This window comes from Halorubrum sp. SD626R, from assembly GCF_001261915.1.
Classification (GTDB): domain Archaea; phylum Halobacteriota; class Halobacteria; order Halobacteriales; family Haloferacaceae; genus Halorubrum.
Genome location: NZ_CVRT01000058.1, coordinates 1 through 20,307 on the forward strand (window position 1 = coordinate 1; position 20,307 = coordinate 20,307).

General features: G+C 70.8%; 20 protein-coding genes and 1 pseudogene. 8 read left to right on the forward strand and 13 right to left on the reverse strand.

Features of this window, described 5'->3' with window-relative positions:
* Positions 1-457: 457 nt before the first annotated feature.
* Positions 458-937 (reverse strand): annotated as a pseudogene (locus tag SD626R_RS17170) (hypothetical protein); the annotation flags it as partial.
* 130 nt (positions 938-1,067) lie between these two features.
* On the opposite strand from SD626R_RS17170, the gene glmM reads away from it, so the two are divergent.
* Both glmM and SD626R_RS05635 read left to right on the forward strand, forming a co-directional pair.
* Entirely contained in the window at positions 1,068-2,429 is a 1,362-nt protein-coding gene (gene glmM, locus SD626R_RS05630; protein ID WP_092564630.1) for a phosphoglucosamine mutase, read from the forward strand.
* Positions 2,430-2,661: 232 nt separating this feature from the next.
* Positions 2,662-2,874 (forward strand): hypothetical protein, encoded by a 213-nt coding sequence (locus SD626R_RS05635; protein WP_137782836.1) that lies wholly within the window; start codon positions 2,662-2,664, stop codon positions 2,872-2,874.
* Between the two features lie 97 nt (positions 2,875-2,971).
* Here the strand turns inward: SD626R_RS05635 and SD626R_RS05640 are convergent, their stop codons facing one another.
* The 5 genes from SD626R_RS05640 to SD626R_RS05660 all read right to left on the reverse strand — a co-directional run bounded on the left by SD626R_RS05640 (position 2,972) and on the right by SD626R_RS05660 (position 7,709).
* Complete coding sequence (locus SD626R_RS05640; protein WP_092564634.1) at positions 2,972-3,652, reverse strand: Sjogren's syndrome/scleroderma autoantigen 1 family protein; 681 nt, start codon at positions 3,650-3,652, stop codon at positions 2,972-2,974.
* 86 nt (positions 3,653-3,738) lie between these two features.
* The gene (gene sufU, locus SD626R_RS05645; protein ID WP_092564636.1) at positions 3,739-4,161 is read right to left on the reverse strand and encodes a Fe-S cluster assembly sulfur transfer protein SufU; all 423 of its coding nucleotides are present in this window, start codon (positions 4,159-4,161) and stop codon (positions 3,739-3,741) included.
* Between the two features lie 57 nt (positions 4,162-4,218).
* The gene (locus tag SD626R_RS05650) at positions 4,219-4,782 is read right to left on the reverse strand and encodes a response regulator (protein WP_092564638.1); all 564 of its coding nucleotides are present in this window, start codon (positions 4,780-4,782) and stop codon (positions 4,219-4,221) included.
* 352 nt (positions 4,783-5,134) lie between these two features.
* A complete protein-coding gene (locus SD626R_RS05655) occupies positions 5,135-6,412 on the reverse strand; it encodes an aminotransferase class V-fold PLP-dependent enzyme (protein ID WP_092564640.1) in 1,278 nt (425 codons plus the stop codon).
* A gap of 499 nt (positions 6,413-6,911) precedes the next feature.
* Positions 6,912-7,709, reverse strand: a complete 798-nt coding sequence (locus SD626R_RS05660; protein ID WP_092564642.1) for an inositol monophosphatase family protein — start codon at positions 7,707-7,709, stop codon at positions 6,912-6,914.
* A 135-nt stretch (positions 7,710-7,844) separates the two neighbouring features.
* Between SD626R_RS05660 and SD626R_RS05665 the strand changes: the two genes are divergently transcribed.
* A complete protein-coding gene (locus SD626R_RS05665) occupies positions 7,845-8,102 on the forward strand; it encodes a hypothetical protein (RefSeq protein ID WP_092564644.1) in 258 nt (85 codons plus the stop codon).
* 62 nt (positions 8,103-8,164) lie between these two features.
* Here SD626R_RS05665 and SD626R_RS05670 read toward each other — a convergent pair whose 3' ends face one another.
* The 3 genes from SD626R_RS05670 to priS all read right to left on the reverse strand — a co-directional run bounded on the left by SD626R_RS05670 (position 8,165) and on the right by priS (position 11,693).
* On the reverse strand, positions 8,165-9,409 hold the full coding sequence (locus SD626R_RS05670; protein WP_092564646.1) for an MBL fold metallo-hydrolase: 1,245 nt from the start codon (positions 9,407-9,409) through the stop codon (positions 8,165-8,167).
* An 86-nt stretch (positions 9,410-9,495) separates the two neighbouring features.
* Positions 9,496-10,533 carry a DNA replication complex subunit Gins51 gene (locus SD626R_RS05675; RefSeq protein WP_092564648.1) on the reverse strand — a complete coding sequence of 346 codons (1,038 nt, stop codon included), beginning with the start codon at positions 10,531-10,533 and terminating at the stop codon, positions 9,496-9,498.
* Entirely contained in the window at positions 10,530-11,693 is a 1,164-nt protein-coding gene (gene priS, locus SD626R_RS05680; RefSeq protein WP_092564650.1) for a DNA primase small subunit PriS, read from the reverse strand. The genes SD626R_RS05675 and priS overlap by 4 nt, the downstream gene beginning before the upstream one ends.
* A 492-nt stretch (positions 11,694-12,185) precedes the next feature.
* Here priS and SD626R_RS16745 point away from each other — a divergent pair, with 492 nt between their 5' ends.
* The 3 genes from SD626R_RS16745 to SD626R_RS05690 all read left to right on the forward strand — a co-directional run bounded on the left by SD626R_RS16745 (position 12,186) and on the right by SD626R_RS05690 (position 14,598).
* Positions 12,186-12,332, forward strand: a complete 147-nt coding sequence (locus SD626R_RS16745) for a hypothetical protein (RefSeq protein WP_176697281.1) — start codon at positions 12,186-12,188, stop codon at positions 12,330-12,332.
* A gap of 498 nt (positions 12,333-12,830) precedes the next feature.
* Complete coding sequence (locus SD626R_RS05685; protein WP_092564652.1) at positions 12,831-13,106, forward strand: PadR family transcriptional regulator; 276 nt, start codon at positions 12,831-12,833, stop codon at positions 13,104-13,106.
* Between the two features lie 151 nt (positions 13,107-13,257).
* Positions 13,258-14,598: an aminotransferase class III-fold pyridoxal phosphate-dependent enzyme gene (locus tag SD626R_RS05690; RefSeq protein WP_092564654.1), complete on the forward strand. Its 1,341-nt coding sequence runs from the start codon at positions 13,258-13,260 to the stop codon at positions 14,596-14,598.
* Between the two features lie 28 nt (positions 14,599-14,626).
* On the opposite strand, the gene SD626R_RS05695 is transcribed toward SD626R_RS05690, so the two are convergent.
* A complete protein-coding gene (locus tag SD626R_RS05695; protein ID WP_092564656.1) occupies positions 14,627-15,280 on the reverse strand; it encodes a non-canonical purine NTP pyrophosphatase in 654 nt (217 codons plus the stop codon).
* Positions 15,281-15,401: 121 nt separating this feature from the next.
* On the opposite strand from SD626R_RS05695, the gene SD626R_RS05700 reads away from it, so the two are divergent.
* Together SD626R_RS05700 and SD626R_RS05705 are read left to right on the forward strand one after the other, a co-directional pair.
* Positions 15,402-16,727 (forward strand): 5'-deoxyadenosine deaminase, encoded by a 1,326-nt coding sequence (locus tag SD626R_RS05700; RefSeq protein ID WP_092564658.1) that lies wholly within the window; start codon positions 15,402-15,404, stop codon positions 16,725-16,727.
* A 131-nt stretch (positions 16,728-16,858) separates the two neighbouring features.
* Positions 16,859-18,157 (forward strand): DUF4382 domain-containing protein, encoded by a 1,299-nt coding sequence (locus SD626R_RS05705; protein WP_092564660.1) that lies wholly within the window; start codon positions 16,859-16,861, stop codon positions 18,155-18,157.
* Here the strand turns inward: SD626R_RS05705 and SD626R_RS05710 are convergent, their stop codons facing one another.
* The 3 genes from SD626R_RS05710 to cobA form a co-directional block, all read right to left on the reverse strand.
* Entirely contained in the window at positions 18,158-18,559 is a 402-nt protein-coding gene (locus tag SD626R_RS05710; RefSeq protein WP_092564662.1) for a hypothetical protein, read from the reverse strand.
* Positions 18,560-18,723: 164 nt separating this feature from the next.
* On the reverse strand, positions 18,724-19,500 hold the full coding sequence (locus SD626R_RS05715; RefSeq protein ID WP_092564664.1) for a uroporphyrinogen-III synthase: 777 nt from the start codon (positions 19,498-19,500) through the stop codon (positions 18,724-18,726).
* On the reverse strand, positions 19,497-20,307 hold an 811-nt coding region (cobA, locus tag SD626R_RS05720; protein WP_092564666.1), incomplete at its 5' end, for a uroporphyrinogen-III C-methyltransferase. The genes cobA and SD626R_RS05715, both read right to left, overlap by 4 nt.

Genomic DNA, 20,307 nt, shown 5'->3' on the forward strand with positions numbered 1-20,307 from the left:
CCCCGGACCCGTTCAGACCGACGGTCGTGGTCGCCGGCGCGTACGTCGCGTTGCTCGCCGTGACGTTCCGGTCCGCCGCCGGCACGTCGACCGCGTACGCTCCGCGGGCGTCGGTCGCCGTCTCTCCGACGACCTCGGTGCCGTTCCGGACGACGACGTCGACGTCCGCGAGCGTCGCGCCCGTCGCCTCGTCGGTGACGGTGCCGTTAACCGTGCCGACGGCCGCGGCGACTCGGACCTCAGCCGCCGCCTCGTCGTCCGGCGACGCGACCGACAGCGTCGTCACGCCGGCACCGAACGCATCCGGGACCGTCCCGTTCAGCGTCCCGCCCGCGGCGTCGCCCGAGTCCAGCGAGCCGTTCGCGTCGTCGAGCGTTCGGGTGTCGCTCGCGTTTTCGGGGTCCGTCAGCCGAAGCGAGACGTTTCGGTTGTCGCCGGCGACCACGCCCCAGTTCGACGCGATCGCCGTCTCTTCGAGGTCGATCGACCAGCTGTACGCGCCGGTGGAATCGAACGACTCCTCGGACCGGGGGAGCTCGACCGCCTCGCCCGTCGTCGATCCGCGCACGTCGAGCCACCCCTCGGCGGTCTCTCGCTGCAGCGAGTAGGCGTGTCGCCCGAGCGTGGTCGCGGGCTCGTCGCCCGTGTTCCGCAGCACCAGCCTGATCGGCTGGCCGTACGTCTCCGAGTTCCCCTCCGAGGACAGCTCGATCGTCGTCTCGCCGACCTCGACGAGGGTCCCCGCGACCTCGCCCTCGAACGGCTGCGCGAGCCTGACGAACTCGCCGTCTTCGCAGGACAGCGTCTCCGGGGTTCCCTCCTCCCCCTGCGGACCGTCGCCGGCGGCGAAATCGAGGCAGCCGGCCACGCCGGCCGCTCCCGCGGCCGCGAACGTCGCCCCGGTCCGCGCCAACAGGTCGCGTCGCGTGCGCTCCATACGAGCCGTAGGGTCGGGACGGGTTTCAAGGACACGCGTTCGGACCGACCCCGCCTCGGTCCTCGCTGTCGCTTCCCCTCCCCGCCCCGCGTTCGGAACCGCTTTCCCGTCGGCCGGCGCATGGCCGCCCATGGAGCTGTTCGGATCCAGCGGCATCCGCGGGGTCGCGCTGCGGTACCTCACGCCGGAGCTCGTCCTCGACATCGCGAAGGCGGCCGGCTCGGTGTGGGACGCCGACCGGGTCGCCGTCGCCCGGGACACCCGTACCACCGGCGAGCTGTTCGCCAACGCCGCCGCGAGCGGGCTGGCCGCCGTCGGCTGCGACGTCGACCGGCTCGGGGTCGCGCCGACGCCCGCCGTCGGCAGCTACTGCGAGTCGGCCGGGGTCCCCGCCGTGCTCGTCACCGCCTCGCACAACCCCCCGGAGTTCAACGGGATCAAGCTCGTCGGCGACGACGGCGTCGAGCTCTCGGTCGACGTGCTCGAACGCGTCGAGCGCCGCGTCCTCGACGACGAGTACGACCTCGCCGACTGGCGGGCCGCCGGCGCGACGACCGCCGTCGAGGGCGCGGTCGACGACTACGTGAACCAGCTGATCGACGCGGTCGACCGCGAGGCGATCGCCGGCGCCGACCTCACGGTCGCGGTCGATCCCGGCCACGGGGCGGCGTCGGTGTCCTCGCCGCGGATCTACCGCGAGCTGGGCTGTGAGGTGTTGACGGTGAACGCCACGCCGGACGGTCACTTCCCCGGGCGGGAGTCCGAGCCCGTCTCGGAGAACCTGGGGGACCTCCGACGGCTCGTCGCGACCACCGACGCCGACGTGGGGATCGCCCACGACGGCGACGCGGACCGCGCCGTCTTCGTCGACGAGACGGGCTCGTTCGTCGACGGCGACACCTCGTTCGCGGCGATGGCCGACGCCTGTCTGGAGCCCGGCGACGCGGTCGTCAGCGCGGTGAACGTCTCCCAGCGGCTCGTCGACGTCTGCGACGCCAACGACGCAGCCCTCGAACTCACGCCCATCGGGGCGACGAACATCATCACCCGAACCCGGGAACTCCACGAGGAGGGGACGAACGTGCCCGTCGCCGGCGAGGGGAACGGCGGGGTGTTCTTCCCGCCGTATCGGCTCTCCCGCGACGGCGCGTACATCGGCGCGCGCTTCCTCGAACTGCTCGCGGCCGCCGGCGACCCCGCCAGCGAGATCGTCGCCCCGTACGCCGACTACCACTTCGTGCGGCGCAACGTCGGGTACGCCGACGACGGCGAGCGCGACGACATGCTCTCGGCGGCGCGGGCCTACGTGGAGACGGCGGACGCCGAGCCGAACACCACCGACGGCTACCGCCTCGACTACGGCGACGCGTGGGTCCTCGTGCGCCCGTCCGGGACGGAGCCGAAGATCCGGATCTACGCCGAGTCCGCCGACGCCGACCGCGCCGAGCAGCTCGCGACGGACATGCTGGTGGCCGTCGAGAGCGGACGGTAAGCCGGCGGTGGGAGCGCCACGCGGCGAACGCGGTGAGCGACGCATCAGTAGTTCGGGGAGCGACGCGACCGTCGAGAGCCCTCCGGATCGACATGATACGAAACCGGTAGCTACCGGTAGCAATATATTGACTCGTTCTATAGTAACAATCGACATAACCGCGAAGCAGTCCGATATCGCATCGCACACCGACCGACAGAGTCCGACCGCACCGACCGACCTGGTGCGGACGATGGAGAGCGAAACGGAGACGATCACCGGCGCCGTCGCGTCCGGTGCGGTGACGCTGGCTGACCTAGACCGGTTCGTCCGGAGCGTCGAGCGCGGCGAGGTGGACTGCTGCGGCGGAACCGACACAGTCGTCCGGATCGTCCGGTCGCTGTTGAGCGACCAGCGCCCGAGCTGGGAGGAGATGGAGCCGGCCGGGCAGGCGACGGGCGCCTGAGCGGTCACTCGGGGTCAGACGTAGTCTACGGTTCTCGTCTTTCTCGTTCGGTCCCTCTCGTCTTTCGCTAAGGTGTTCCCCGCTGCCGCGCTCTTCGCTACCTATCGAGCGCCACGAGCGTTTCGGCCGCCTCGCGCGCCGCCTGCAGGCGGTCGCGCGCCCGACGGGGGTCGTCCGTCTCCTCGGCCGCGGCGGCGAATCGATTGAGGGTCCGCGCCAGCGACGCCCGAGCGTCGGCGACGCTCTCGGATCCGGCGCGCGCCGGCGACGCGGTCTCGTGCCCGGACGCGTCCGCGGTCGGAGTCGACTCGGTCGGAGCCGATCCGGTCGCGGTCGATCCGGTCGCGGTCGACGGTTCGGCCGCTTCGGTGACCGGGGGATCCGACGTTTCGGCGGCCGGCCCGGAACCTGACCCCGCCGGTTCCCGATCGGCTCGCTGCGGGCCAGTCGCCCCGTTTTCCCCGGCCGCCGGGGGCGACTCCCCGCCGGTTGTCGGAGGCGACTGCTCGTCAGTCGTTGACATCGCCGACTCCCCGGCTGCAGCCGGGTCGGCGCCCTCGGCGTCCGCGGCGTCGACCGTGTGGCAGGTCGGACAGAACTCCTGTCCGTCCTTCCGGAAGATGGGGTCGCCGCAGTCGTCGCAGTGGCGGTTCGTCATCGTCGCTCCCTGGAGGAGGAGCTCCGACATCCGCTGAGTGTGCGCGCGCTCCTCCTCGTCGTCCGCGAACTTCTCGCGGAGCTTCTCCCGTTCGGCCTCCTTGTCGAACCCGTCGCTCATACGTGGACGCACGTCGTTGACGAGCAAAAGTCCGTGGGCTCGGGACGGCCGGAGTCGGCGGGGCACGGTCGCCGCCGCGGGGCCGACTACTCCTCGGTGATCGTGCGGTCGTCGGGGTCGAGCTCGCCGCGGTGGATCTTCGAGCCGTCCTGCGCGACCTGCCGGCCGAGCACCGCGCACTTCACGCGCATCGGGGAGATGTCGACGCCGAGCATCTCCGTGACGTCGTCCGTGTCCATCTCGTGGAGCTCCGCGACCGCCATCCCGTGGAGCCGCTCCGAGAGCATGCTCGCGGAGGCCATCGAGATGGCGCAGCCGTCGCCGGTGAACCGCACCGCCTCGATCCTCTCGCCCGCCTCGTCGAGGTCGACGTCCATCCGGATCGTGTCGCCGCAGGAGGGGTTCTCGCCGACGTGCGTGAAGTCCGGCTCCTCGAGCTCCCCGTAGTTGCGCGGGTTCTTGTAGTGGTCGAGGATCTGCTGCCGGTACATGTCCGAGCCCAGTCCCATATCGGCCTTAGATAGGCCGGTGCGGGTCAAAAGGGTTCCGTCGCCCCCAGCGAGCGGCTATTCCTCGGCGTCGGACGACGCCGACACGCCCGAGGGGATGTCCGTCGTCGCGGGGGCGGTCCGAGAGGTGCCATCGCCGACGAGCCCACGAATCCGTTCGAGGACGCGCTCGTACTGGTCCCGCTCCGATCGCTTGGAGAAGTACGCGTCGGCGCCGGCGTCGAGCGCCGCGGCCTCGGTCTCGGGATCGCGACAGGTGGTGTGAAACACGACGGGCACGTCGACGTCTCGCCGCCGGATCTGGTCGACCAACTCGACCCCGGAGCCGTCGGGGAGGCGGTGTTCGGTCACGACGCAGTCGACCTCGTCGATCGCGTCGAGCGCCGCCGCCGTCCCGTCGACCGATCTGGACGCGATCCCGTCGGCCGACCGGTCCACGAACACAGAAAACACCTCTGCGGAGCGCGGGTCCGGCTCGACGTGGAGCAGCGCGATCGCTTCGGCGTCGGCGGCGGTGGCGTCGGTATCGGAACTAGAGTCGTCGGTGACGTCGTCGACATCGGGATCGGCAGCGCGGTCGGCGGCGTCGTCGGGCGTAGTGCGCGTCGTGTGGTCGGTCATGATCAGGTGGTCGCGGCGGCGAGGTCTCGACGAGTCGGAGAGAGCTACCGAAAGTCCGCGTCCGGAGCTACGAATTCGGCCGTCGGGGACATAATCGTTGTGCGATGCACGTTCTCACGGCCTTACACACCTGTTATCACGGTTCAATCTGTCACGAGAAAACGCTTGACCCCGAGGCGACGACGGTCGGTCGATCCGGTTGCAGTCAGCGTGGCGGCGATCATCTGATGATTCAGACGAGCGATTACCCAGTGATATATTCATGCGGAGGACAAGGAGATGCGGGAAGCTCGGGGAAGAGCGCGAGCGCGACGAGAGCGCGATCGGCCGGGGACCCGGACGGCCGGTGATTTCAGGCGAACAGGTCGCGCGCCTCGCCGACGGCCTCGACGAGGGCGTCGACCTCCTCGACGGTGTTGTAGAGGTAGAAGGAGGCGCGCGCGGAGGCGGAGACGCCCATCTCGTCGTGGAGCGGCTGGGTGCAGTGGTCCCCGGCGCGGATCGCGATCCCGTAGTCGTTGAGGATGCTGGAGAGGTCGTGCGCGTGGACGCCCTCGACGTTGAACGCGACGAGCCCGCCGCGGTCGTCGCCGGGCGGCCCGTAGATCTCCACGCCGCCGAGCGCCGACAGCTCGTCGTAGGCGTACTCCGCGAGCAGGTCCTCGTGGGCCTCGACGCGGTCCATGCCGATCTCTTCGAGGTACTCGATCGCGGCCGCGAACGCGATCCCCTGCGCGATCGAGGGCGTGCCGGCCTCGAACTTCCACGGGAGGTCCTCCCACGTGGAGTCCTCGAAGGAGACGCGCCGGATCATGTCGCCGCCGTAGAGGTACGGCTGCATCGACTCCAGCAGCTCCTCGCGGCCGTACAGCGCGCCGATCCCGGTCGGCCCGCACATCTTGTGCGCCGAGAAGGCGAAGAAGTCGACGCCGAGCTCCGTCACGTCGACCGGGCGGTTGGGTACCGACTGCGCGCCGTCGGCGAAGATCAGCGCGTCGCGGTCGTGCGCGAGGTCGGCCAGCTCGCCGATCGGATTGATCGTGCCGAGCGTGTTCGAGACGTGGACGACCGACACCATCTCCGTGTCGTCGTCGATCAGCTCGGCGGCGTGGTCGGTGTCGAGCCGCCCCTCGTCGGTCACGTCGATGAACCGCACGTCGGCGCCGGTCCGCTTGCCGATCTGCTGCCACGTGACGAGCGAGGCGTGGTGTTCCATCTCCGTGAGGACGACGTTGTCGCCCGGACCGAGCTCTTCGAGCCCCCACGCGTACGCGACGAGGTTCATCGCCTCGGTGGTGTTCTTCGTGAAGACGATCTCCTCGCGGCCCGACGCGCCGACGAAGTCCGCGACGGTATCGTGGGCCTCCTCGTAGGCGACCGACGCCTCCTGGCTCAACTGGTGGATCCCGCGGTGGACGTTGGCGTTGTAGCCCCGGTAGTAGTCCGAGATCGCGTCGACGACCGGGTCCGGCGTGTGCGATGTCGCCGCGTTGTCGAGGTAGACGAGCGGCGTGTCGTCGCCCGGCCCCTCGCCGGGCGACTCCGGATCGCCGCCGACCTTCCGGTCGAGGACGGGGAAATCGGCCCGGAGCGCTTCCACGTCGAACGGGTACTGCTCCTGAACTCCCATTACAGGGAGTTGGGCCCCGAGCACTAACACGTCTTCGGTTCGGTAGGTGTTGCAGGTAGCTCGGAGCCGGACGTGTAACGACGAAAAGCGGGTACCGAGATGGCTGACGGGTCAGACGGCTCAGCTGATCGGTTGTAAATAGTCGATGACGGATCACCGGTGAACACCGCCAAAGCCCCAGCCGCTCATTTATAAATGATTGAAACCAAATCGACGGGGAACACCCTCAAAGCCCCAGCCGCGAGGACTCGCGCGGCTTGCTCCGCGCTTCGGTCGCTCGCTGCGCTCGCTCCCTGTAGTGCTTACTGCGCCGTGCTTCGTCCTCGCGGCTGCCCCTTTGAGTCCCTCCCCCACCGCTCCGCACCGCACCTCACACCTCCCCAGCCTCGCGGTTCGCGCTCTTCGAGCGCTCACCGCGTCCCTCGCGCGATGCTCCTCGCGGGCCGATGGCCCGCTCGGAGGCACGCGCCGCCGCAGATCTACTTATAAATACCCGCGCTCACTCCGACTCCTCGATCGCCTGCGCGGCGGCGAGCACCTCGTCGTGGAGGGTCCCGTTCGAGGCGACGAGCCCGGTCGAGTCGTGTCGCCAGCGGTTCCCCTCCAGATCGGTGACGCGCCCGCCGGCCTGCCGGATCATGAAGACGCCGGCGACCGAGTCCCAGGGGTTCGCCCGCAGGTTCGAGACGACGCCTTCGAGCCCCCCCGCGGCGACGGTGGGGAGCACGACCTGCGCGGCGCCGAACCGGCGCATGTCGGCGAACCGCCGGACGATCGCCTCGCAGGCGTTGGCGTACTCGTCGCGGGCGTCGTGGTCCCACCACAGCGTCGGGTCGACGGCGGCCCGGCGCGGGTCGGCGACGTCGTTGACGGCGATCGGCTCACCGTTCCGGTACGCGCCGTCGGCGTCGGCGGTGTACATGTCGCCGAGCGCGGGACAGGCAGTGGCGGCCGCGACCGGCTCGCCGTCGACGACCGCCGCGACCGCGGTGCCCCACACGCGGATCTCGCGGACGTAGTTGTGCGTGCCGTCGATCGGATCGATGATCCACGCCGCGCCCTCCTCGGGGACGGTCTTGCGCTCGTCGCCCTCCTCGCCGACGATCGCGTCGTCCGGGAACGACTCCCGGATCGACTCGATCACGGTGCGCTGGGCGGCGCGGTCGGCCGCCGTCACCACGTCGTCCTCGCCCTTGGTCTCGACGGCGATGTCGCTCCGGAAACGGTCGTGCGCCACGCGACCGCCCGCTCGCGCCGCGCGCTCGGCGACGGCCGCGCGCTCGTCTGCGTCGGTCATGAGCGCCCTCGGGGACCCTGCCGCGTATAAACGTCGATCCGCTGCTCCCCGCGTCGGCGGATCCCGTCGTCCGCGATTATTAACTCAATTCCGAATCCGAGTATACTTAAGTGCGACGAGGCTGAGCGTTCGTGTATGGAACCACAGGAAGCGGTTCGTCAGCTCGAGTACGCCATCGACGCCTCCCTGGATCAGACCGGACAGCGCGCGGCCGCCGGCTACCGTCCGACGTTCGAGCGCGTCGCCGAACGCGCCGACGGCTCGGCCGTCTACGCGCTCGCCTGCGACCTCACCGACGAGGTCGTCGCCGGCCAGTGTCCCAGCCCGGCGGAGGCGAACGCCACCGCGGACCGCGTGCTCGACGATCGGGCGTACACCGACGGCGGCGAGTAGTCGGCGCGTCGCCGCGAGCGAGGGCGACGACCGGTCTCCTCCCGTAGTTCGATTCGTTTTTCCTACAGTTCGACTCGTTCACCGATATCGGGCGCGCTCGCGTCGTAGCCGTCGGCTCGGAGATCCTCGGCGAACGCCTCGCACCGGTCGCCGTGGTTCACGAGCACCCGCGCGCCGCTGTACGAGTCCAAGAACGACTCCAGCCCCTCGCGGTCGGCGTGCGCCGAGAAGTCGTACGACTCCACCCGGGCGCTGACGGGGCGCACCCGACCGTTCAGCTCCAATCGTCCGCGGTCCTGCAGCTCTCGGCCCGGCGTCCCCTCGACTTGGTAGCCGGTCAGCGTCACGAGGTTCGTCGGGTTCCCCCGGATCCTCGGGAGGTACGAGCGGACCGGACCGCCCGCGAGCATCCCGGAGGTGGTGATTATCAGCGCGTTGTCGGCGGCGATCCGCTCGCGCTGGCCGTCGCGACCGGTGACGAACCGGGCGGCGCCCGTCGCCCGGCGGAGCGCCTCGGAGTCGCGCAGGAACTCGGGATACCGCCGGACCAGTCGCGTCACCCCGGTCCCCATCCCGTCGACGTAGGGGGTGAGGTCGTTCGCCTCGGCGACGAGCATCATCTCTTGGGTCCGTCCGATCGCGAACGCGGGCGCGACGACGGTCCCGCCCTCCCAGGTCGTCGTCCGGGCGCTCTCGGCCCAGCGGTCCTCGACGGCGCGGCGGTCCTCGTGGGCCACGTCCGCGTACGTCGACTCGCAGATCACGGCGTCGGCGTCGGGCCGCGCCGTCGTCCCCGAGACGAGCCGCTGGTCGTCGGTGTGGAAGTCGCCGGTGTACAGCAGTCGGTCGTCGCCGTCGTCGATGAGAACGTGTGCCGATCCCGGGATGTGCCCGGCGTTGCGAAGCGTCATCTCGTACTCCGTCCCCCCGGCATCGACGACGAACGGCTCCCCGTACGCGTGCCGTTCCTCGACCTCACCGAGCCGCGCGACGTGCTCCTCGGAGAAGGGACAGAGCGGGCTGTTGCCGTGCAGCTTGAGCGTGTCGCGCGCGAGGGTTCGGGTCAGGTCCGCGGTGGGGGGCGTCCAGTGGACCGCGGGCCGGCGGTCGCCCTTCAGCAGCGCCGGCACCGCGCCCGCGTGGTCGAGGTGGCCGTGCGAGACGACGACCGCGTCGGGCTCGGGATCGCGGACCGGGTACTGCGGCGGCTCCGCGGTCAACAGCCCGTAGTCGAGGAGCAGCGCGTCGTCGACGAGGACCGCACTCCGACCGACCTCGCGGGCGCCGCCGAGGAACTCGACCTCCATTGCCGTCCCGTAGCCCCCCGGGGCGTTAGTGCTCGTCGGTCCCGATGTCGGGCGACCTCGGAGGGTCCACGCGTCGCGCTACCGGCTCAGTCGAGCCGCTCCGCGGCGTCCCGCTCGACGAGCGGCGCCGCGTTCTCGGCGGGGAGGGTCACGACGTCCTCGGTCGCGAGGTCGTACTCCCGCTCGTCGACGCCGAGGATGGCGCCGACGTCGCGCGTGATCCGGACGGTTTCGCGGTCGTCGATGGCGGAGGCGGCGGCGCTCTCCGTGGAGGGTGCCTCAGCGTCGCCTCGGGCGGACGCCTCCGCGCCGTCGGCGGGATCAGGGTCGTTCGCGCTCCCGGCGCCGTCGACATCGACGCCGGGGGCGCCCGGCGGCGCGGAGTCGGGCGGAACCGCGGTCGGACCGCCGTCGGTGGTCGCGCCCTCGCCCGGGGCGTCGGGCGCTCCGCGGTCCGGCGCGTCGGTCGGCGGGGGTGATTCCGGCGCCTCCCCCGCCTTGTCGGCGGCCGCGTCGAGTGCGTCGGCGACCTCGTCGTCCGCGCCGCCCATGGCGCCGGTGAGCGCGTCGGTGGCCGCGTCGGTCTCCGCCGGCCGTCCGTCGCCCGCAGTCTCGTCGTCCGCGGGTGCCGGATCGGGTTCGGGCGCCGGATCGCGGTCGGGCGCCGGACCTGGCTCGGGAGCCGGATCGGGATCGGACGCCGGTGCCGGATCGGACGCGGACTCGTCCACGGACACCTCGCCCGAGAGCACGTCGAGCACGCTCGATTTGTTCGCCTTGATCCGGTCGACGAGGTCGTCGAACAGCCGTCGCTCCTCGGTCGTCATGCCGTCGGCGTCGACCGACATGTCGGCGGCCGCGAACGACGCGAGCTTGACGACCTTGCCGACGCGGCGCTCGTACAGCGCCTCGGCGACCTCCTCGGCGGTCTCGACCTCGTCGGAGAGTCGGCGGACGTCGTCGTCCGAGAACGGCTTGTCGACCTGCTCGGCGCGGCGGTCGCGGGCCGCGCGCAGGTCGGCGACGTAGGCGGCCACGTCGTCGTAGAAGGAGTCCCGCAGGTGCTGGAGGCTGTCCTTGCGGCGTTCCTTCGCCTGGGCCGATCTGAGCTCGTCGAGGTTCATCGTTCGGGTGCCTTCCGCGCCTCGCCGCGGGCCATGAGGAAGACCCCGGCGAACTCGGGCACGGTGTTTCTACCGGGTTCAACTCTAACGCGCTCGCCGTTTAATTCTACCGTCCGTTCGGCGTCGGTCTCGATCCGGATCTCGCGCCCGACGAACCGCTCTGGGACCGCGTCCCGCAGCGGGTCGAAGCCGGGGAGCTCGTCGCGCGCGATCGGCGTGACGACGAGGCCAGACCCGCCGTGGAGCGTCCCCGGGAGCCGGATGAGCCGCCGCGTGTCCGTGGTCACCGGCTCGTCGATCGGCGCCGTGTCGGTCGCGGTCACGCGCGACGCGAGCGCGGAGACGAGCCGGCGCACGCCCGGCCCGCCGGCCTCGACGTTGCCCTCGCGGACCGCGGTCGGGTTGCGCTCGAACGCGCCGAGGATCGTCTCCGCGCGCCCCTCGCCGATCCCCTCCAGCTCCATCAGGCGCTCGCGGGCCGCGTCCTCGTCCATGTCGCGCAGGTCGTCGGCGTACGCGACGAGCGCCTCGTGGACTCGCGCGCCCCACCCGCCTTCCGTGCGGAGCACGCGCTTCGTCGTGCCGCGCTCGGAGACGGTGCGGATCAGGCCCTCGGTGTCGAGGTCGATCGCGCGCACGTAGTCGACGATCTCGCGGCGCGCCTCGCTGTCCAGCTCCCGGACGCTCTCGTCGCGGACGTGGACGTGGTAGCCGCGCCCGCCGGAGAAGACGACGGTGAGGTCCTCGAACGCGAAGTCGTCGTCGAGGAAGTCGAGCAGGCGCAGGAGGGCCTCCTTACACTCGGCGAGCATCTCCGGGTACGACGTCGCCTCCGGGTCCACGCCGGGGAGGTGGTCGGCGTCGAGGTCGAAGATCAGGTCCGCCGAACGCCACCCTTTCCTCGACATCGTCGAGGCGCCGGGGTCGTCGTAGCGCGCGGCCGAGAAGTAGGCGTGCCGGGGCGCGTTGTCGGCGAAGAACGTGTCGACGTCGCCTAGGTCGAACAGCGACTGGTGGCGGACCATCGTCGTCCCCGAGCCGGGCGTCCACGGGATGTGGCCCCACTCGCGGAGGTTCGCGTCCGGCGGGAGCGACGGCGACGCCCGGCGGTAGTAGTCGCCGAACCGCCCCTTCAGATACTCCCGCGTCCGGTCGTCCATCGTCTCACCGAGTACCGGCGGTCGACGTATCAACGTATCGTTCGGGAGCGAGCGCGGAGCGCGCGAGCGGGGACATCCGAGCGGAAATTCGGTCAGGCGGCGCGCGCCTCCGAGCGGCCGCCACCGGCGGCCGCGAAGGAGCGCCGCGCGAGGGAGTCGACCGCCCGAGGCAGCGCTGAGGGCGGTCGACGAGGCTGGGGAGGTGAGAGGTGCGGTGCTGTGCGGTGCGGGGCGGGACTCAAGGGGGCAGCCGCGAGGGCGAAGGCGCGGGACGTAAGGACCGCAGGGAGCGAGCACCGCGAGCGACTGAGGACCGCAACGACCGCACCGAGCCGTCGCGGCTGGGGCTTTGGAGAGGTTCGCCGCGGATTCGGTATCAACCGCGTACAGCCGAGCGGCTGGGGCTTTGGAAGTGTTCCCTGCCGATCCGTGAGCACCCACTTACTCGTCCGCGGCCACAACACTATCCCGACCCGAATCGTACCCGCGTCCATGCGCTCCGAAGACGAGATCCGCGAGCAGTACGAGTTCCTCCGCGAGCAGCTCGACGACGAGGAGATGAATCACCGGGGCGTCGAACAGCTGTTCACCCACTACAAGCGCGCGCTCGGCTGGGTGCTGGAGGAAGAACACATGTGAGCGACTCGTCCCGACTCACCGACTCGTTTCGACCCCTGTAACGTGTGACCGATCGAACACCAATAGCGGAGGCTCGTTACCTTTATCAGTTTGAACCCTATATTGTCACGTGACGCTTCGTCTGGAGGGCCGAAGCGTCAGCGGGGACCAATCGGCCGCCCGACGCGGCTTTTTTCCGCGTCGGGCGCGCCGGCTTTCTGCTCACCGCTACTATCTCTTCGCGAGCGACGCGGCCGTCCATCGCCGACGCTCGGGAGCGACCGCTCGGGCGATTCCCGTCGCTTCCCGACGCGCCACGAGCGACGGGTCCGACGCCGACGTATCAGTTTTCGAGCGTTCGGTCGAGGCGCCGGTTCGGGCTCGGATTCGCGCAACATAGTTGATCTGTTGACAGAACCAAACCGCGCGGATCGAGTGACTCTGCGGGTCGAAGCGCGGATCGAGGTCTGTCATAACGGCATATTTATTTATTTAGAACGGGAATGTACGGTCAGTTGTATGTACGACCTTACTGGTTTTCAGCGTGACCTGCTCTACGTGATCGCCGGCCTGGACGAGCCCCACGGGCTCGCGATCAAAGAGGAGCTCGAGGAGTACTACGAGAAGGAAATCCACCACGGCCGGCTCTACCCCAACCTCGACACCCTCGTCGAGAAGGGGCTCGTGGAGAAGGGGCAGCGCGACCGCCGCACGAACTACTACACGCTGACGCGCCGCGGTCGCCGCGAGATCGAGGCCCGGACCGAGTGGGAGACGCAGTACGTCGACCACTGATCGACCCCGCTGCTCGCCGCCCGTCGCTTCTCTCCGCTCCGTTCGCCGCTCTCCCTCCCGCCGCTTCCCCGTCCGCGAGCCGCGGTTGGAGCTATCTCCAACGACCGCGGGATCGCCCCGGCTTTATTCGGCTCGCGTGCGACGCGTCGGCATGGATCGCCACACGGCCACCCCCGAGGTCACCGAGCTCCCGGGCGACCGCGCGCGGGAGTGGGTCGACTACCACCACGAGTCGGCCGCGCCGAGCACGTACGTCTACGAGTTCGTCTGGGACCGCACCGCGCCCGCGGAGGGCCCCTTCTGCACCGACGTCGACGGCAACGTCCTCATGGACTTCACGAGCCACGTCGCCGCCGCGCCGCTCGGGTACAACAACCCGAAGATTATGGAGCCGCTCGCCGAGTTCGACCTCGTCGACCCGCTGAAGATCGCGGGCCAGGACTTCTACGTCGCCGGCGGCGAGTCCCCGGGCGACGGGGTCCCGGGGTCGTCCGGGCTGATGGAGCGGCTCACCGAGGCCACCGCTCACTACGACATGGACACCGTCTTCCTCTCGAACTCCGGGGCCGAGGCGGTCGAGAACGCGATCAAGATCGCGTACGACGACTCCGGCGGCGCCAAGCACGCGATCACCTTCGACGGCGCGTTCCACGGGCGGACGCTCGGCGCGCTCTCGCTCAACCGCTCCAAGTCCGTCTACCGCCGGGAGTTCCCGGAGATAAGCGGCGTCCACGACGCCCCGTTCTGCGAGGACCGGACCTGCACCCCGGAGACCTGCTCGTGCGGCTTCTTCGCCGGCGGCGTCTCCCGGCTCCGCGAGAAGCTCGATCCCGAGCGCGGCCATATCGATCCCGACGACGTGGCGTACCTCATCCTCGAACCGATCCAGGGGGAGGGCGGCTACCGGTTCCCCTCTGAGGCGTTCACCGACGAGATCGCCGCCCTCGTCGACGAGCACGACATCACCCTGATCGCCGACGAGATCCAGTCCGGCGTCGGCCGCACCGGCGAGCTGTGGGGCTCCGACCACTACGCGCTCGAACCCGACGTGATCTCCAGCGCGAAGGGGCTCCGCGTCGGCGCGACGGTCTCCCGCGAAGACGTGTTCCCCGAGGAGAAGAGCCGGCTCTCGTCGACGTGGGGCGCGGGCGACATCGTCGCCGCCGCGCAGGGCGCGCTGACGCTCGACGCGATCCGCGAGCACGACCTCATGGACAACGCCACCGTCCGGGGCCGACAGTTCAAGGAGACGATGCGCGACGCCGACCTGCCGGGCGTCGAGGACGTCCGCGGGAAGGGGCTGCTGCTCGCGCTCCAGTTCGCCTCGAAGGATCGCCGCGACGCGGTCCTGAAGGCGGCGTTCTCCCGGGGCCTACTCACGCTGGCGTGCGGCCACGACGTGCTCCGGGTCCTCCCGCCCCTCGACGTCACCGAGCGCGAGATCGAACTCGGCGCCGACCTGCTCGCGGACGCGATCGAGGAGGTCGCCTGAGCCGCCCGCGGCTCCGTCCAGAGTCGCCTCAGCGGTCGGCGTACCACTCCGCGAACTTCTCTAACGCGCGACCGCGGTGCGACACCGCGTTCTTCCGGTCGGTGTCCATCTCGGCGAACGTCTCGCCGTCGTGTTCGAAGATCGGGTCGTAGCCGAAGCCGCCCTCCCCGCGCGGCGCGACGATCCGACCGGGGACGTACCCCTCGAACAGCTTGACCGGGAGCGTCTCGGCCTCGCCGTGCTGACCGGCCCCGTCCTCGTCGCCGTCTCCGCCCGGGCCCGCCGCCGCGGCCGCGTTCCGGTCCCCCCGGTCGACCGGGTCCGGGCTCGCGGCGAACCCCTCGCCGTCGCAGTAGCCCAGGGTACAGCGGAACGCGGCCCGGCGGTCGTCGAGGTCGGCCGCGATCTCGTGGACGCGCTCGATGCCGAGCGTCTCCTCGACGTACGAGGAGTACGGCCCGGGGAAGCCGTCGAGCCCCTCGACGAACAGCCCCGCGTCGTCGACGAGCACCGGTTCGCCGACGTGGCGGTACGCCTCCCGGGCGCCGCGCGCGGCGATGGGACCGAGTTCGGCCGCCTGGATCTCCGGGTAGTCGAAGTCGAGCCGCTCCACCGAGCCGTCCGGGAGGTAGCGCTCCGCCTCGCGCACCTTCCCGGGGTTCGTCGTCACGTATCTGAGCACGGATCCGGGTGCGGGCGGCCGGAACGAATAGCCGTCGGTCGGCGAGCGTGCGACCGCTCCGACCCCCTGGGGTCCCGCGAGGGACACCCTCTTATGAGTCGACCGTCAGGAACGGACGGACATGCTGATCGCCGGAACCGTCGTCGCCGACCCCGAGACCGTGATCCCCGAGGGCGCCGTCGTCGTCGAGGGCGAGACGATCGCCGCGGTCGGCGAGGCCGCCGCCCTCCGCGACGAGTACCCCGACCGCGAGCGGCGCGAGGTCGACATCGTCGCCCCCGGACTGGTCGGCGGCCACGTGCACTCGGTGCAGTCGCTCGGCCGTGGGATCGCCGACGACGCCGCGCTCCTCGACTGGCTGTTCGACGCCGTGCTCCCGATGGAGGCCGCGATGGACGCCGAGGCGACCCGCGCCGCCGCCGAACTGGGATACCTGGAGTGTCTCGAATCGGGGACAACGACCGTCGTCGACCACCTCTCGGTGAACCACGCTGACGAGGCGTTCGAGGCCGCGATCGAGACGGGGATCCGCGCGCGGCTCGGGAAGGTGTTAATGGACCGCGACTCGCCCGACGGGCTCATCGAGGAGACCGACGCCGCGCTCGCCGAGAGCGAGGCCCTAATCTCAGAGTACCACGGCGCCGCCGGCGGCCGGGTCCGGTACGCGGTCACCCCCCGATTCGCCGTCACCTGCAGCGAGGCGTGCCTGCGGGGTTGTCGCGAGCTCGCCGACCGCCACGACGGCGTGACGATCCACACCCACGCCAGCGAAAACGAGGACGAGATCGCGTCGGTGGAGGCCGACACGGGGATGCGGAACGTCCTGTGGCTCGACGAGGTCGGCCTGACGGGCCCGGACGTGACGCTCGCACACTGCGTGCACACCGACGAGCGCGAGCGCGAGGTGCTCGCCGAGACCGACACGGTCGTCACCCACTGCCCGTCCTCGAACATGAAGCTCGCATCGGGGATCGCTCCCGTCCAGGACTACCTCGACCGCGGGATCGCGGTCGCGCTCGGCAGCGACGGCCCGCCCTGCAACAACACGCTCGACCCGTTCACCGAGATGCGACAGGCGAGCCTCCTCGGGAAGGTGGACGCCCGCGACCCCACCCGGCTCCCGGCCGCGACCGTGCTGGAGATGGCGACGACGAACGGCGCGCGCGCCGCCGGCTTCGACCGACTGGGGACCCTCCGCGAGGGTCGGCGCGCGGACGTGATCGGGCTCACCACCGATCGCACGCGCGCCACCCCGATCCACGACCCCCTCTCCCACCTCGTCTACGCCGCCCACGGCGACGACGTGACGTTCGCGATGGTCGACGGCGAGGTCCGGTACGACGACGGCGAGCACGTCGGGATCGACGCCGACGCGGTCCGCGCGCGCGCCACCCGGGAGGCGAAGCGCGTGGTCGAGGAGGCGGGAATCGAGACGGCCGGCCCGTAGCCCGCCGCCGTCGGGATCGCCGCCGGTCGCGCCGAACCGACGCGACAACCGCTAAAACCGGCTTTATCCGCGCAAATTCGGACGGAGTATCTCCGGTTTATACCCGTGTACGGCCCCTTCGTCGACTCACCATGACGGACCGACCACGGACGACAGGCGACGACGGATCACGAACGGCAGGCGAGGACCGCTCGACGGACGCGTCGACCGACGGCGTCGGCCGTCGAAGGTTCGTCGCCCTCGGCGCCGGCGCGAGCGCGACGCTGCTCGCCGGGTGCGCCGGTGACGGATCCCTCCCGTCGACGGGCGGTTCGGACGGCTCGGACGACTCTGACGGCTCGGACGGCTCGGACGGCTCCCAGACGCTCACCGGGAACTTCCGGCTCCTCATCAGCGACGCCCCGGCCGACATCGCCGACTTCGACCGGCTGGACGTCACCCTCGATCGGGCCCGCGTCTTCGAGGCGCGGGAGGGCGAGGACGACGACGGGGAGGAGGGTGACGAGGATGAGGAGACCGACGAGGAAGAGGAGGCGGAGTCGGACGACGGCTCCGATCAGAACGTCACGGAGACCGACAACGACGACGACGAGCCGGTGAACGGAACGGCAGACGAAGGCGACGACGCGAACGAGACGGACGACGGAGACGGCGGGGACGACGCAGACGACGAACCCGAGGAAGACGACGAGGAGGACGGCGACGAGGACGAAGGGGACGGCGACGAGGACGAAGGGGACGGCGACGAGGACGAAGGGGACGGCGACGAGGACGAAGGGGACGGCGACGAGGACGAACCCGAGGAAGACGACGAGGAGGACGGCGACGAGGACGAAGGGGACGGCGACGAGGACGAAGGGGACGGCGACGAGGACGAAGGGGACGGCGACGAGGACGAAGGGGACGGCGACGAGGGGGACCGCGGCTTCACTCTCGTGGAACTCGACGGCGCGACGGTCGACCTCACGCGGGTGATCGAGGACGACGCGATCGCCGTGTTCGACGGTGAGATTCCGGCGGGAAGCTACGAGAAGATCGAACTCGAGGTTTCGAACGTTGAGGGGGTCGTCGGCGGTGAGACGGTCGACGTGAAGCTCCCGAGCGAGAAGCTCCAGATCACGAACGGCTTCGAGGTCACGCCCGACGAGCCGGTCAGCTTCGTCTTCGACATCAACGTCGTCAAGCGGGGGCCGAACAACGGCTACATCCTCAAGCCCGTGATCTCCGGGAGCGGGGTCGCGGGCCGAGACGTCGATGTCAACGAGATCGACGACGAGGACGACGAAGATGACGAGGACGAAGCCGATGACGACGACGAAAATGATGACGGCGAGGACGGGGCCGACGACTCCGACGACGAGGAGAGCGACGACGGGGACGCCGAGAACGGAACCGCCGAAGACGGGACCGCGGCCGGGGACGGCAGCTAGCTACGACGACGTCTCGACGGAGGACGCGGGCGCCGACGGGCACTTCGCCCACCGCAGCGCGGCGTCGTCGTCGTTGAACGCCTCGGTGTCGACCCCCTCGACGTCGATCGTGCGCTTGAGATACCGCCGCTTCGAGCGCTGACCGACGACGGCGAACCGGTCCACGCCGCGGGCGACCGCGATCTGCGCGGACTCGCGGAGCGCCCGCCGCCCGGCGTCGGAACACGGGCGGCTCGTCCGCACGACGAGCACGACGGCGTCGACCGCGCGGTCCGCGGTGACGCTCCGCCACCGGTCGAGGAGCGCCTCGCCGTCGGCGGGGCTGAGCCCCGTCCCGTGCGGGAACTCGACGACTAACGCCGCGTCGTCGGTCCGCAGCGACCAGCGCTCGCTCGGTTGCATGCCGCCACCTCTCACCTGTCGGATAATAAATATTCGGCACTAGATATCTGAATTGATAATTATGGGCGCGTCGGGTGAGCCTCAGTTCGTGGAAGAGACCCGTGAGAACGACGATCGCGATCCGACGCGCCGTGAAATCTCGACGCTGAAAACTGACGGATCCGTTAGGTGTCGTCGTCCGGGCCGCCGTCGCTCACCGCCTCGACGACGGCCGCCGCGAGGGCCGCGAAGTCGGCGTCGGCCGGGACGACGTCGACGTCGATCCCGTGTTCGGCCGCCGTCTCCGCGGTCGGCGCGCCGATGGCGCCGACGGTCGCGTCGGCGAGGCCCGCGACCGCGGCGTCGCGGACCCCTCGCTCCGCGGCGGCGTCAAGGAGGTGCGTCACCGTGAGCGACGAGGTGAACGCGACGGCGTCGAGGTCGCCGTCGGCGGCGAGTTCGGCCGACTCGCCGGCGTTCTCGGGTCTCGTCAGCCGATAGAGGACCGTCTCGTTCACCGTCGCGCCCGCCTCGCGGAGGCCCGTCAGTAGCACGTCGCTGCCGTGGTCCGAGCGCGCCACCTCGACGCGCTCGCCGTCGACGCGCCCGGAGAGCGCCTCGACGAGCCCCGCCGATGTGTACTCGTCGGGGACCGCGTCGACGGTCCAGCCGGCCTCGCGCGCCGCGGCCGCGGTCGCGGGGCCGATGGCGGCGAGCCTCGCGTCGCCCGGCTCCCAGCCCGCCTCGGCCGCGAGCTCGACGCCGGTCTTGCTCGTGAGGACGACCCACGGGGCCGCGGCCGGGACCGCGCCCGTCGGCTCGACCGCGAGCATCGGGTCGGCGACCGGGTCGACGCCGAGCGACTCCAGCAGCGCCGCGGCGTCGTCGATCCGCTCGTCGGCCGGACGGAAGACGGCGACGCGGGGGGCGTCGTCGCCGTCGCTGGTATTTCCGTCGCTCACGTCTCCTCACCTCGCCCGTCGGCGTTTCGCAGGAACTCGACGACGCGGCCCCGGGTCGCCGCCACGTCGCCGATGACGGTGATCGCGGGCGGCTCGATTCCCGCCTCGTCGCGGACGTCGACGATCGTGTCGAGCGTCCCGGTCGCGACGCGCATCTCCGGCCACGTCGCGCGCTCGACCAGCGCGACCGGCGTGTCGCCGGCGAGGCCGGCGTCGCGGAGCTCGGCGGTGTAGGCGGGGAGCTTGCCGACGCCCATCAGCACGACGACCGTCCCGCCGGTCGCGGCGAGCGCGTCCCAGTCGACCGCCGACTCCGCCTTCGTCGGGTCCTCGTGGCCCGTGACGAAGGAGACGGAGGAGGCGTGATCGCGGTGCGTCACGGGGATCCCGGCGACCGCGGGGCCCGCGATCGCCGAGGTGACGCCGGGGACGACCTCGAAGGGGATCCCGGCGTCGGCGAGGTGTTCCGCCTCCTCGCCGCCCCGCCCGAAGACGAACGGGTCGCCGCCTTTGAGCCGGACGACGGACTTCCCCTCGCGCGCCAGTTCGACGAGCCGCCGGTTCGTGTACTCCTGCGGGGTCCACTCGCCGCCGGCGCGCTTGCCGACGTCCTCGCGCTTCTCCTCGGGGATCTCCCCCAGGATCTCCGGGCCGGGGAGCTTGTCGTGGAGGACCACGTCGGCCGACTCGATCAGCCGGGCGGCCTTCACGGTCATGAGGTCCGGGTCGCCCGGGCCGGAACCGACGAGGTGGACGGTGCCGGGAGCGGTGGGTTCCTCCCCGCCGCTCCCGGCACCGTCCGGGTCA

Bases quoted from the DNA above. Each gene is read 5' to 3' on its own strand.
- priS (WP_092564650.1), bottom strand. From the start codon at position 11,693: ATGGACGACCGGACGCGGGAGTATCTGAAGGGGCGGTTCGGCGACTAC.
- SD626R_RS05665 (WP_092564644.1), top strand. From the start codon at position 7,845: ATGGAACCACAGGAAGCGGTTCGTCAGCTCGAGTACGCCATCGACGCC.
- SD626R_RS05670 (WP_092564646.1), bottom strand. From the start codon at position 9,409: ATGGAGGTCGAGTTCCTCGGCGGCGCCCGCGAGGTCGGTCGGAGTGCG.
- SD626R_RS05705 (WP_092564660.1), top strand. From the start codon at position 16,859: ATGACGGACCGACCACGGACGACAGGCGACGACGGATCACGAACGGCA.
- SD626R_RS05660 (WP_092564642.1), bottom strand. From the start codon at position 7,709: ATGACCGACGCAGACGAGCGCGCGGCCGTCGCCGAGCGCGCGGCGCGA.
- SD626R_RS05635 (WP_137782836.1), top strand. From the start codon at position 2,662: ATGGAGAGCGAAACGGAGACGATCACCGGCGCCGTCGCGTCCGGTGCG.
- SD626R_RS05640 (WP_092564634.1), bottom strand. From the start codon at position 3,652: ATGAGCGACGGGTTCGACAAGGAGGCCGAACGGGAGAAGCTCCGCGAG.
- sufU (WP_092564636.1), bottom strand. From the start codon at position 4,161: ATGGGACTGGGCTCGGACATGTACCGGCAGCAGATCCTCGACCACTAC.
- SD626R_RS05655 (WP_092564640.1), bottom strand. From the start codon at position 6,412: ATGGGAGTTCAGGAGCAGTACCCGTTCGACGTGGAAGCGCTCCGGGCC.
- SD626R_RS05700 (WP_092564658.1), top strand. From the start codon at position 15,402: ATGCTGATCGCCGGAACCGTCGTCGCCGACCCCGAGACCGTGATCCCC.
- glmM (WP_092564630.1), top strand. From the start codon at position 1,068: ATGGAGCTGTTCGGATCCAGCGGCATCCGCGGGGTCGCGCTGCGGTAC.
- SD626R_RS05675 (WP_092564648.1), bottom strand. From the start codon at position 10,533: ATGAACCTCGACGAGCTCAGATCGGCCCAGGCGAAGGAACGCCGCAAG.
- SD626R_RS05650 (WP_092564638.1), bottom strand. From the start codon at position 4,782: ATGACCGACCACACGACGCGCACTACGCCCGACGACGCCGCCGACCGC.
- SD626R_RS16745 (WP_176697281.1), top strand. From the start codon at position 12,186: ATGCGCTCCGAAGACGAGATCCGCGAGCAGTACGAGTTCCTCCGCGAG.
- SD626R_RS05685 (WP_092564652.1), top strand. From the start codon at position 12,831: ATGTACGACCTTACTGGTTTTCAGCGTGACCTGCTCTACGTGATCGCC.
- SD626R_RS05710 (WP_092564662.1), bottom strand. From the start codon at position 18,559: ATGCAACCGAGCGAGCGCTGGTCGCTGCGGACCGACGACGCGGCGTTA.
- SD626R_RS05690 (WP_092564654.1), top strand. From the start codon at position 13,258: ATGGATCGCCACACGGCCACCCCCGAGGTCACCGAGCTCCCGGGCGAC.